Consider the following 10,991-nt stretch of genomic DNA (forward strand, 5'->3'; position numbering starts at 1 on the left):
GCACAGCAGCCTCGGCTACCGCAGTCCCGCCGAATACGAGACCGCACCCGCAGCCTGACCACCACACCGATGGTGTCCGTCAAAGCGGAACAAGCTCAGACCATGCTTTGTACCGCTTGTGGCGATCAGCACGGATTCCTGGGAGCCGGTCGGCAGCGGCCAGAATGCGGCGGCTCCACAACGTGCACATCGACCAGACATTCAAGGGCTGATATCTCGCATTCATTTCGCCAGCGGCGTGGCGGGGCCTGTGTACGCCGCCGGGCTGCGGGAGTACAAACAGCGCGCCTTCACGATCTGTCCGCTCGTATCAGCGCTCGCGGTCTCGCCGTAATACACCGAGCCAACCATCGATGGCGGGGCGCCTTCTCACAAGGGCCGCTCGGATGCCGCCTGATGGGAAGCGGTGGGGGGCGCGTCGGAGAGCAGGCGGGTGAGATCGAAGGTGGCGGGGTGGAGGTCGGCGGCTAGGAGCAGCAGCCGCAACGGCTGCCCGCGCAGGCCTGTCACGGTGGCCCGGCGGTTCGGTCCGTCATGCGGGGTGGGGGTGAAGAGGAGGTGGAGGCCGGCGATGTCCATGAAAGGTGTGTGGTTGAGGTCCCACAGCAGGTCGGTCACGTGTGCCGGTAGTGCGTCCGCGGCAGCGCGCAGTGAGGGCAGGGTGTCGAAATCGATGTCCCCGCGCATTGTGATGCGTGCGGAGGTGGTGTCGATGGTGGTGGTGATGTTCATCTGGGCGCGCCCCCTTCCGGGGGTTGTTGAGCCCAAAGGCGAAGCACCCCCGATGGGGGTCTACGACGATGGCGGGGGCCAGATGCCCGGGATGGGGGCAACGTCCGGCTCCCCGAAAGGCCGGCACCCGCGGTGCCGGTCGGTCTCATGTCTTTTCCACCGTCGCATACTCCCGCCACCACTCGCGACTCCCTACGCAGAAGATTGAGCGTCGAGCGGTCCCGCCCCAGGGTGTCCAGCCCACGCGGGACTGTGGGAGGCTCCGGAGAACGCTCCGCTGCTCGGCTGGAAGCCCGCTCTGGCTGTCGCGGAGAACCGGCGACGCGGCTGTGCACCTTGTGTGGGGCCGTCCAGGAGCTCACACCACCTTCTGTGCCATCTGTGCTGGCGCACAATGTCACCGCCTGCGGTGGTGCAGCCCTCCCCTTTATCGACGGTATGGCGACGTCTGCTTCACGCAGTGGCACGACGCGCGCATCCGTCACCGAGCCGCCGTGCGCCCTGCCCTCACAGTCCTGGCCGTCATCGCTCCCCGAGATCCCGGTTGAGGTCACCTGGGCGTGCTGGCAGGAGTCGCTGGCGACCAGGCTCGACGGACTCCACCCACCAACGGCAGTGGGGCATCTTCAGTCAGCTGATAGGTGGGCAGGGCTCGGCTGCTGGTGAGGGCTCCTCCATTGACCTGGCGTGTGGTCAGGAAGGGACAGGTCAGCGACCAAACCGTAGTGATCGCTTGCGTACACGCCGTTCACCGGGCCCGCCAGAACGCGCCGGCAGGAGGTGACGCGCAGCGTGGGACCGTAGGAGCCACAGCGGATCATGATGTAGTCGATGCGGCGACTGGCGATTTCGGGCATGTCACCCTGCCGAACAAGGGGGTTGCTGGAGCTGAATGTGGGGCATGGTTCGCCGGGGTGCACGGTGGACCAGGCGTCCTGGAAGCACACGCTGAAGCCTTCCAGCGACTGCAGCCCCTTAAGGAACCCCACACTCGCCGCCTGCGGTGTGGCATCGAAGTCTCCCAGCAGAACAGCGTGCGGTAGTGAACGTTCGGCGATGGCTCTTTCGGCGAGGCGGGCCGTGGCCAGCGCTTGCAGTTCCCTCTCGCGCTCCCAGCCATACGGCCAGCTCGGCTTGTGATGCACCACCAGGACCGTGCCGAACCTGCGGCCGGCGCTGCTTGCGCTGCAGTCTGCAGGCCAACGCCAAGACGATCGAGGGTGCTCAGCACCCCGACAGGGACGCCCAGTTCCGCTACCTCAATGAGTAGGCACGAGACCACAGGGACGCCGGTGACCCGGTGATCAGCGTGGACAGCAAGAAGAAGGCGCTGATCGGCGACTACAAGAATGCCGGGCACGAATGGCGGCCCGCAGGGCAGCCCCTGAGGGTCAGGACGCACGACTTCCCCGGCCAGGCCGCGAAAGCGATTCCGTACGGAAGCTATGACATGGCGGCGAACACCGGCTGGGTCAGCATCGGTACCGATCACGACACCGCGGCGTTCGCCGTCGCCTCGATCCGGCGCTGGTGGCAGGCCCGCGGCCGGCACGACTACGCTCGCGCCCGCCGACTGCCGATCACCGCCGACGGCGGGGGTTCCAACGGCTACCGCACCCGCAGCTGGAAGACCCAGCTCGCCGACCTCGCTGCAAGATCGAGCACCGGCTGTTCTCCCACATCACCATGAACTGGCGCGGCAGACCCCTGACCAGCCATGAAGTCATGCTCCAAACCATCACCGCGACCACCAGCCGCACCGGCCTCACCGTCCATGCCGAACTCGACAGCGGTGAGTACCCCACCGGCATCCGCGTCAGCGACGACGAGATCGCCGCCTTGCCCATCACCCGCCACCGCTTCCACGGCGACTGGAACTACACCCTCCACCCCCAGCCTCCGATGGACGCGACAACCACCGACAGCACACCGGACGAGGCCCTGGCGAACAGACCGACTCGCCTCACGCGGCGTTCGCTCCAGGACCCGGAACCGACCGGCATGACCCGGCGGCAGCTCAGCGAGCTCACCGACTCGTTGACTCCAGCGATGGAGGTTCAACGCGAGCAAGTGCTCCGCACACGTCGAGGCCACGAGCGCCTGGTGGCCCCTGGAGCAGGTGCCAAAGCCAAGCTCACCTCAGCCGACCGGGTTCTGGTCACCCTGCTCCACCTACGAAAACTCGCAACCATGGACCTCCTGGGCCAGCTCTTCAACACCACCGCCATGACCATCAGCCGCGCAGTCAAAGACACCCGCCCGCTCCTGGAAGCCCACGGTGTCCATGTCCCCGCCTCAACAGCCCGTTTCCTTACCCGGGATGACCTCGCCCGGTTCCTCGACCCCGACAAAACCAAGATCGAAGCGACGAGTTGATTCCCGGCAAGCCCTAACTTCCGCAGCTGATGGCCTGGAAAATACGGTGCGGTCGGCTGCGCTGGGGTGATAGGTAGGCGATGTGACAGAGAGTCTTAAGTATTCCGCCCTGCTGCAACTGATCGACGAGCGGTCGGCCGCGTTCCGGAGCGCGATTGCCGCCGCGCCCAGCCTTGACGCGCCGGTGCCGTCCTGCCCCGAGTGGACGTTGTTCGATCTGGTGCAGCACCTGGGTACGGGCCAGCGTTGGTGGGCCGCGATCGTGGCCGCGGGCCCGGCCGACGCTCCGCCGGCCAAGGACGCCGCGGAGGCGCCGCGCGAGCTCGAGGCGCTGCTGGCCTGGTACGCCGAGTCGACCGACCTGCTGCTGAGTGCGCTGCGCAAGGCCGGCCCGGAGCGCGAGTGCTGGGCGTGGTGGAGCGCTGGCGTGTCGCCGGCGAATACCTGGGGCGTTGCCCGGCGCCGGGTGCACGAGGTGCTGGTGCACACCTACGACGCCCAGCTCGCCGCAAGCGCCGTGCAGCCGATGCCGGCGGACCTCGCGATCGACGGCGTAGCCGAGTTCCTCGACACCTGCACCTCCACCCCGGCGGCCTGGCCACACGAAGCCGCCACCATCCACTACCACGCCACCGAGGGCCGTTCCTGGCTCCTCGCGCTGGACGGCACCGGCGCCTGGCCCGCACCCCTCACGGACGACACCGCGCCCGCCTCCGCTTCGGCCACGGGCACGGCCGAGCAGCTGCTCCTCTTCGTCTGGGGCCGCCTCACGCTGAGCGACCTGCACATCGAGGGCGACAAGCAGGTCTTCGAGCACCTGATCGCCTGGGAGCCCGAGGAGTAGCCAGTCGATACTGCCAGCGGACGGCCTCGATGACGTCCGCGTCGATGAACATCGCGAACAACTCCGCCTCAGCACGACAGACGGCCAGCACAGCCTCGTACAGCCCGGGCCTGACCGCCTCCCGCAGCACTGCCGACTCAGCCAGGAAGGGGATGTGGCGGCTACGACCAGGCTTTCTGTTGGGTGCTCTTAGCCGTCAGGCGGGTTCCGAGCCCGGTGATCCGGGCGGCGTCGCCCCACGTCCGCAGGAACGCCGACAGGCATTCGTATGCACGCCTCAGCTGTGGCGCCCATTCCCTACCGCGGGTCGATCGGGGTGAACGTCCCCATGGCACGCTCCAGCACCTCGCCGACCTTCAGCAGCCGCCGGTCGTCAAAACGCCTCCCGACCCACTGCACACCGGCCGGCAGACCGTCTGCCACACCGGTCGGAACGGCGAGCGCGGGCACGCCGAGCAGCGGGAGCGCCATCATCGGCCACTGGATCTCCATGACGTGCCGCATGCTCTCCTGGCTGGCCACGTCCTGGTCCTGCACCATCGCCTGCTCGGCGGACACCGGCAACAGCACGGTCGGGTACTGCTCCAGGAAAAGCTGCCCCTGTTTCTGGGCGTGCTGCGGCACTGCACCGACATGGAGGTCGACCGCCGGTACACCGACACCCACGGCGCCTCCATCGTCGGGTCCGCGAAGCTGTACCGGCCGGCGGCCGGCGAGGACGCGAACTGGCCGCCCCTGGCGCCGGTGATCAGCAAACTCCGCGGTTTCTTCCGCCGCCTGGATGAGTGGGACGCCGCCGACCGGCCGAACCGCCAACTGGTGTTCGACAGCGACTTCTGACGGGGACTCCAGTCACCAGGGTCCACCAGGTCATGAACTATCCGTGCTGGAAGGCATACAAGGTCCAAAATCCCGGCCGGTGTCTGCTGGATACCCCCATCACCGCGAAGCTGGGCGGGGAGCCCTGGCACGGTCCGTTCGACTTCCACGACGTCCCCGGGGTCCTGAAACACCTGGTCACCGCCTGTTTCATCGTCCTGGGCCATCTCACGGGGATGCGGACCGGGGAGATCCTGGCGCTGGAGAACGGGTGCTGCCCGGATCCGCAGGGGCCGCCGGAGGCGGCCCGGTGGCACCTCATCTATGCCCGGCAGTTCAAGGTCGCCCGCGACGAGGACGGCAATCATCAATCCGCCGGAGTCGTACGCGAAGCTCCCTGGGTGGCAGTCCCACAGGTCGTCACGGCAGTACGGGTGCTGGAACAACTCGGCGGGCACGGACTGCTGTTCGCAATCGAGGTCCACGATCCCCTCCAGCCCGAGGAGCGCCGCCAGCGGCAGGTCGCTGGCGATCGCCACGATGAGCAACCGCATCGAGTCGTTCATCGAGTGGGTAAACACGCATGCTCATAACCGGGGCCGACAGGCTGAGCCAATCCCGGCCGACCCGCATGGGCGGGTCGGCACGGGCCGCTTCCGCCGCACTCTGGCCTGGCACATCGCCCGCAGGCCGGGCGGACTGGTGGCGCCGGCGGTTCAGTACGGCACATGCGCACGCTGATCAGCGAGGGCTACGGATCGCGCTCGCGCGGCGGCATCCACGACCTTCTCGACTTCGAAACCGCCCGCAACGTCGTCGAGCAACTCAGCGAGGTCCACGAGGCCATCCAGGACGGCGAGGGCGTCTCGGGCCCCGCAGCGAGGCGTCTGATCAACGCCGCCGCCCAGGAACACCACCGCTTCGGCGGTCTCATCACCTCCGTTCGTCAGGCCAGAGACCTGCTGGCGGACCCGACCCTGAACGTCTTCGAGAACAAGGAGGCATTTCTGTTCTGCGACTACGACCGAGCCAAAGCGCTTCGCCATCCCGGCCGCAACGCGAAGAGCGAGGCCCCAGCCTGCACCGCTGCAAGGTCAACTGCGCGAACATCGCCCGCACCGACACCCACGCACATCAACTTCGGGAAGGGGCCGATGACTTGGGTCGCCAGGCCGTCTCTGGCCTGGTTCCCGAACCGCTGGCCGACCGGCTGCGGAAACGGGCCCAGATCCTGAACGAGCTCGCCGACCAGCACGACCACGACCGCGTCCTGCCGGCAGCGGGGGCGGACTTGTGAGCTACGACAACGAGAGGAAGAACATCAGGGCCGCGATGGACCGCCTGCTGGCCGGCACCCCGCTGCGGTCCGACGGAGCGCTGACCGTCCTCGCGCCGGCCGCCGAGGCGGACGTGAGGAGAACAAGCCACAGCAGGCCGAGATCGAGACATTCGCCCGCGCGGTGAACGTCCTCACCGTTGAGAGCGAACAGCTCCGCGGCCAGTCGGGGCATAAGCGAGCCCCCGTGGCGGCCTTGCGCCCGGCCCCCGAGCCCGGTTCGTAGTCGCGCCGCCTCGTCTCGTCCTGACCGCGGAGCGGTCAGGACGAGACGAGACGACAGAACCAACTTTCTCCGCTGTTACACGGAGTCACTGTCGGCGTACGCCTGAACGTGCTCAACCCCGTACAGGTGAACGTGCTCAGTTGATGATGCGCTGACCACGGGTTCTCGTCGGTCCGCCATGGACGGTCGACAGCGTCAGACGGCCGGGCACTTCTCATGCCACCTTGATGACAACCTTGCCCGAGGTGTGACCGTTCTCGACGGTGGCGAGGGCGGCCGGGGCGTCGGAGAGCGGATGGACCGCGGTGATTACCGGTGCGAGGAGTCCGTCGAGGGCCAGCCGGGCCGACCGCTCCAGGTTCTCGCGGTCGACGCGACGCTCGACGAAACGCCCACCGAGATCGGGCACAGACATATCACCCACAGCGATGACGTTGCGGGGATCTTGGGCCAGCGGAGCGACCGTCCGCAGCGAGGTGCCTCCGGCCAGGTCGACGATCCCGTCGAAGCCGTCCGGAACCAGCTCGCGTGCCGCGGCGGCGACGTCCTCGGCGGTGTAGTCGATGAACCGCACCCCGATGGCCTCGGCGTGCTCGCGTTTGGCGGTACTCCCGGTGCCTAGCACACGCAGCTCGCGCCCGATAGCCAGCCGGGCGACGGCGAGGCCGACCCCGCCCCCGACTCCGTTGACCAGGACCGTGGCACCGGCCGGGAGGCTGAGCTGGTCGAGCACGTCCACCGCGGTCGTCCCGGCTACTGGCAGCGTTGCCGCCACGGTCGCGGACAGACCCTCCGGGATGCGCGCGGTGTTCGGCGCGGACAGCACCGTTGTCTCGGCGTAGGTGCCGCCACCGGTGAGTGCGAAGCCGAAGACCGCGTCACCCACCTCGAGCCCATTGACGTCCTCGCCCCGGGCGAGAACGGTTCCGGCTGCCTCCATGCCCAGCACGCGGGGAAACGGACGCCCGCCGTCGAGCCCGTCGACCAGACCCGAGCGCAGAAGGTGGTCGAGGGGATTCACGCCGGCGACGTCGACCTGGATCAGCACCTCGCCGCGACCGGGGACGGGGTCGGGACGATCGAAGAACTCCTGCACCTCGGGCCCGCCATACCTGCCGAAACCCCACGCCTGCCCCATCTTCCGCCGCCTCTCGTATGACCGACCCGGTGATTCCGGGCGTGGTCGCCATCCTCACCTCTGACATTGATGTGAGGGGCAACCGGCTGAGATGCAGATCACAGCATCAGGCCGACTGCGCCACCGGTTCCGGGGTCGTGGACAGCTCCGCCCGGTGTCGGCTGTTGGCCCTGATCAGCACGTCGAGTGCATCCCGGGTCTCGATCAGGTGCGCGATGTCGCCGTCGATCCGGTCGCGCTCGCGCATCATCGCCGTGAACGTCTCCTCGGCGACGCCCAGGTCGCCCGGGACGTCCACACACGGCAGCACAGTCGCGATCACCCTGCTGGACATACCCGCGTCGAACAGCTGTCGGATGAGTGACACGCGCTGGACCGCAGCATCGGAATAGTGACGCTGCCCTGCGTCGGAGCGTGAGCTGGTCAGCAGGCCCTGCTCTTCGTAGTACCGCAGTGAGCGCGGACTCACGCCCGTGCGCTTGGACAACTCGCCTATCCGCATCCCTGAGAGCCTACGCCCGCGTGCTCCAGGTTCAGACCGCCGTCGAGTCATGGACGCTCGCGGACACCCCCACGACCGCAGGGTTGTCCTCCCGGTCCCACGACTGAGCACGTTCGTCTGTACACGCCTGAGCACTTTTCTCGGTACGCCGACAAGTCACCTCACCCACCCAGACCAGGAGTCAGATGAGAGATCGCCACAACACAGCCAGAGTTGACAGGGAAGAATCGTGCACGTTCTTCATCACTACGATCGAGTTCCGGCCCACCCTCGAAACGCCAGCGAGACGACGCGGCAGCGAAGGGACGACGCCGATATCAACAAGCCCCGGGATTGCAGGGCGTCCGCACTGCAATCCCATCGGGCGTGGAGCTATTCACGCTGCATCACTGCACGGCGTCAGGCGCTTCGACGGTAAACGTCACAAACTCGACTTCGGCATCGGAGGGCAAGCCGGGATAGTGGCCCTGGAGGCCCTTCTTGAGCTCTTCGATGGTCGTGAATCCATCGAGCCGAGCTTGTTCGGCGGTGAGGCGATCGAGCCGGTGGCGTTCGACGCCAGTGACGGTGCCCTTCAACGTGCGGTGGACTTCGTCGTCCTCGAAGAGAAAGATCGCGGGACCCAGTGCGATCGGATCGTCATAGCGGACGGTGGAGGTCTTCCGCGCGGCGGCGATGTCGTCGTAGTAGCGCTTGTTGAACCGAACAATTCGACGCGCATCCGCATCGGGGAAGAAGTAGGTGTCCGGCAGAAGCTTTCGAATCGGGCGCAGTGTCGGACCGTCGTCGGTCGGTACGGCGACGAAGACGTCGGGATGGAGGTCGAGAAGCGCTTGGCGGCAGCGGCCGCACGGCGGGATGAGACCGCGACCTTGATCTCCCGCAGCGGCGATGGTGACGAGCGGGCCGGCTCCCGCTGCTGCGGCGGCACCGAGTACGACGAGTTCGGCGCACGGTCCGCCGGTGAAGTGGTAGACGTTGACCGCCTCGTGGATCCTGCCGGCCGTGTCCATCGCCGCTGCGGCCACTGTGTGGTTCGGATCGCTCCCAAGGGCAGTAGCGAGCCGTTCCGCAGCCTCGATGACGCGGCGCTCGGAGTCGAAGAGCTTCATGGAGACCATGGCGCCGACCTTAGATCGGCCCAGCCGGACTCCTCGACACATTTGTTCTGTTGGGCCTCATCCTCAGCGTGGTCGGTGGCTCGACATCAAGACCCGCATATGAGAGGTGTCCCTCGGGGCCGGGTCCGCTACGACATCCTCAAGGCCGCCGTCGCCCAGGTGCTGGGGCTGAGCCGGGCGAGGGTGGAGACCGACCGGTGGATCGCGTTCAGACGGCGGGCGGTCCCATCCTTGCCCGGCCCGTACGCCGTCGCCTCTCCCCCGGCCGGATCGTGGCCTGGGCGGTGGCTGGCATCTGCGCTGCCGGACTTCCGTCCGAAGTGCTTCGACTGCACGTTGGTCGTGCCAACCGTGATCGTGAGGTCGGTGAAGATAGGTGTCCTGCCAACCCCGGCGGCCCAAGTCATCGAGCGTCTTGTGGTGCGGCAGCTTCGACTGCACCGAGTCGAACACCTCTCAGCGGCACAGGGACCTCGTGCGTTGTGGGACGCCGGCCCGTCACCCGATCAGTGGCCGCTCTGAAAGAGCTCCCTACGTTGTTCTGCGGGACGTAGTGAGCCCTTCAGGAAGCTCATCTGGGCTTCGCCGGCCCTGCCGGGCGCGGTCCACGACATCAGGGCCGCCCGCTCCCACGGCCTGCTCGACGCCCTCACCACCGGCGGCATCCGGTGCTGGGCCGACAAGGCGTACCAGGGCTCCGGCCCCGCCGTCCGCGTCCCCTTCCGCGGCCGCTGGAACACGCTCTCGGCCGGGAAGAAGGCCGTCAACCGCGCCACGCGAAGATCCTCGCACTCGGCGAACAGGCCATGGCCACCCTCACCGTGGAGCTGACCGCCTCAGCCAGAGGAGGAAGCCTCGCTGCCTCCTATACTCCTGGCGTGTTTGATACGTCGAACCTCTTCCACGTTTCGTCCGTGCTCAATCGGCAGTCGATCGCACAGCATGGCCTGGATTGGACCCGGATGGGCGCCGCACGGGGAATCGCCGGCAGCCGCCGCCCTGAGGTGGAGGGGATCTTCGTCTGTCGGGGCGAGGAGGACGCAGAGTTCTTCCTTCAGATCAACAACACCGGTGGACCGGTTGATCTCTGGTCCGTGGACGGCATCGATGAGGGGTTGCTCCTCGACAACGGCAACGGATTCGTCTACCTGCCCGGCCGCATACCAGCCGCGCGAGTCCGCCTGGTGCGATCAGACGTTCCTCCGCAGCACGGTTTTTGACTTCGCGCGGCGCTACGGCTAGGAGCAGACCCACGCGGAATCTGGCTGCTAGCTCAGCGAAGGTGTAGCTGCAGCGCGGGTGGGCCAGGGTCGTCAGCGCCTGGCGGCTGCACGTCAGCCGCCGTCGGGTGCCGATCTGTCGTCGCCGAGCGGTCAGCTCCCACCGCGGCAGTTGCAGTGCTGAAGTGGACAGATGTAACCGCGCTTGGGTGGGCAATGACTCGGGGGCTCGGCGGAGAAGGTTGCTGTTAGTCGACAACCCATCTACCTGGGGCGTGGTCGTCCCGTCACCGCGACCCCTCGATCTCACAGGCAGGTTGGAAGGGGCTCACTGCAGCCAATTCTGTGCGCGCAGAGAACACGTCGACTTTCGCTGTCGGACAAGCACCGTTTGTACGAACCTGTAACTTCTGAATGCAAGGGGCCCGTCTGCGACTGACGGTCCCGCGCACTGTTTCAAGGAAGTGAGTCATGAGTTCTCAGGCGAAGGCATTCGGTTTTGGTAGAGACTGCTGCACGGACAGGTGACACCTGACCTGGCTTGCTGAGAGGCGGCCTGGAAGGATGTCGCAGTGCCCAAGCCGTATCCGAAGGAGTTCCGCGAGGACGTAGTAAGGGTCGCGCGCAACCGCGAGCCCGGCGTCACGCTGGAACAGATCGCCGCCGACTTCGGCGTC

12 protein-coding genes and 2 pseudogenes are annotated in these 10,991 nt (G+C 67.1%); 7 read left to right on the plus strand and 7 right to left on the minus strand.

Annotation, left to right across the window (positions count from 1 at the left end):
- Positions 1-369 precede the first annotated feature (369 nt).
- The gene (locus tag IG99_RS42520; protein ID WP_037684270.1) at positions 370-732 is read right to left on the minus strand and encodes an STAS domain-containing protein; all 363 of its coding nucleotides are present in this window, start codon (positions 730-732) and stop codon (positions 370-372) included.
- Between the two features lie 626 nt (positions 733-1,358).
- Positions 1,359-1,877 (minus strand): exonuclease/endonuclease/phosphatase family protein, encoded by a 519-nt coding sequence (locus tag IG99_RS49380; RefSeq protein ID WP_158973376.1) that lies wholly within the window; start codon positions 1,875-1,877, stop codon positions 1,359-1,361.
- Between the two features lie 44 nt (positions 1,878-1,921).
- Between IG99_RS49380 and IG99_RS51225 the strand changes: the two are divergent.
- Together IG99_RS51225 and IG99_RS42530 are read left to right on the plus strand one after the other, a co-directional pair.
- Positions 1,922-3,108, plus strand: a pseudogene (locus IG99_RS51225) (ISAzo13 family transposase); the annotation flags it as partial.
- 82 nt (positions 3,109-3,190) lie between these two features.
- Positions 3,191-3,952 (plus strand): maleylpyruvate isomerase family mycothiol-dependent enzyme, encoded by a 762-nt coding sequence (locus IG99_RS42530; protein WP_037684272.1) that lies wholly within the window; start codon positions 3,191-3,193, stop codon positions 3,950-3,952.
- Between the two features lie 297 nt (positions 3,953-4,249).
- Here IG99_RS42530 and IG99_RS42535 read toward each other — a convergent pair whose 3' ends face one another.
- Positions 4,250-4,576: an amidase family protein gene (locus tag IG99_RS42535; protein ID WP_037684273.1), complete on the minus strand. Its 327-nt coding sequence runs from the start codon at positions 4,574-4,576 to the stop codon at positions 4,250-4,252.
- 9 nt (positions 4,577-4,585) lie between these two features.
- Between IG99_RS42535 and IG99_RS48420 the strand changes: the two genes are divergently transcribed.
- From IG99_RS48420 to IG99_RS47155, 3 genes are all read left to right on the plus strand, one after another.
- On the plus strand, positions 4,586-4,792 hold the full coding sequence (locus IG99_RS48420; protein WP_037684276.1) for a hypothetical protein: 207 nt from the start codon (positions 4,586-4,588) through the stop codon (positions 4,790-4,792).
- A gap of 32 nt (positions 4,793-4,824) precedes the next feature.
- Positions 4,825-5,364, plus strand: coding sequence for a hypothetical protein (locus IG99_RS44635; RefSeq protein WP_051866604.1), 540 nt, complete (start codon positions 4,825-4,827; stop codon positions 5,362-5,364).
- A 135-nt stretch (positions 5,365-5,499) separates the two neighbouring features.
- Positions 5,500-6,006 (plus strand): hypothetical protein, encoded by a 507-nt coding sequence (locus IG99_RS47155; RefSeq protein ID WP_051866605.1) that lies wholly within the window; start codon positions 5,500-5,502, stop codon positions 6,004-6,006.
- A gap of 63 nt (positions 6,007-6,069) precedes the next feature.
- Here IG99_RS47155 and IG99_RS49385 read toward each other — a convergent pair whose 3' ends face one another.
- The 4 genes from IG99_RS49385 to IG99_RS42565 all read right to left on the minus strand — a co-directional run bounded on the left by IG99_RS49385 (position 6,070) and on the right by IG99_RS42565 (position 9,094).
- Positions 6,070-6,282 carry a hypothetical protein gene (locus IG99_RS49385; RefSeq protein WP_037684277.1) on the minus strand — a complete coding sequence of 71 codons (213 nt, stop codon included), beginning with the start codon at positions 6,280-6,282 and terminating at the stop codon, positions 6,070-6,072.
- Between the two features lie 265 nt (positions 6,283-6,547).
- Positions 6,548-7,471, minus strand: a complete 924-nt coding sequence (locus IG99_RS42555; RefSeq protein ID WP_107056167.1) for an NADP-dependent oxidoreductase — start codon at positions 7,469-7,471, stop codon at positions 6,548-6,550.
- A 106-nt stretch (positions 7,472-7,577) separates the two neighbouring features.
- Positions 7,578-7,973 (minus strand): MerR family transcriptional regulator, encoded by a 396-nt coding sequence (locus IG99_RS42560; RefSeq protein WP_037684279.1) that lies wholly within the window; start codon positions 7,971-7,973, stop codon positions 7,578-7,580.
- 386 nt (positions 7,974-8,359) lie between these two features.
- Complete coding sequence (locus IG99_RS42565; RefSeq protein ID WP_063768398.1) at positions 8,360-9,094, minus strand: ASCH domain-containing protein; 735 nt, start codon at positions 9,092-9,094, stop codon at positions 8,360-8,362.
- A gap of 567 nt (positions 9,095-9,661) precedes the next feature.
- On the opposite strand from IG99_RS42565, the pseudogene IG99_RS47165 reads away from it, so the two are divergent.
- Positions 9,662-9,912: pseudogene (locus IG99_RS47165) on the plus strand (transposase family protein); the annotation flags it as partial.
- Positions 9,901-10,314: a hypothetical protein gene (locus IG99_RS42580; protein WP_234312165.1), complete on the plus strand. Its 414-nt coding sequence runs from the start codon at positions 9,901-9,903 to the stop codon at positions 10,312-10,314. The pseudogene IG99_RS47165 and the gene IG99_RS42580, both read left to right, overlap by 12 nt.
- The last annotated feature ends 677 nt before the right edge of the window (positions 10,315-10,991 follow it).

Source organism: Streptomyces griseus subsp. griseus (assembly GCF_000720255.1).
GTDB classification, from domain to species: Bacteria; Actinomycetota; Actinomycetes; order Streptomycetales; family Streptomycetaceae; genus Streptomyces; species Streptomyces griseus_I.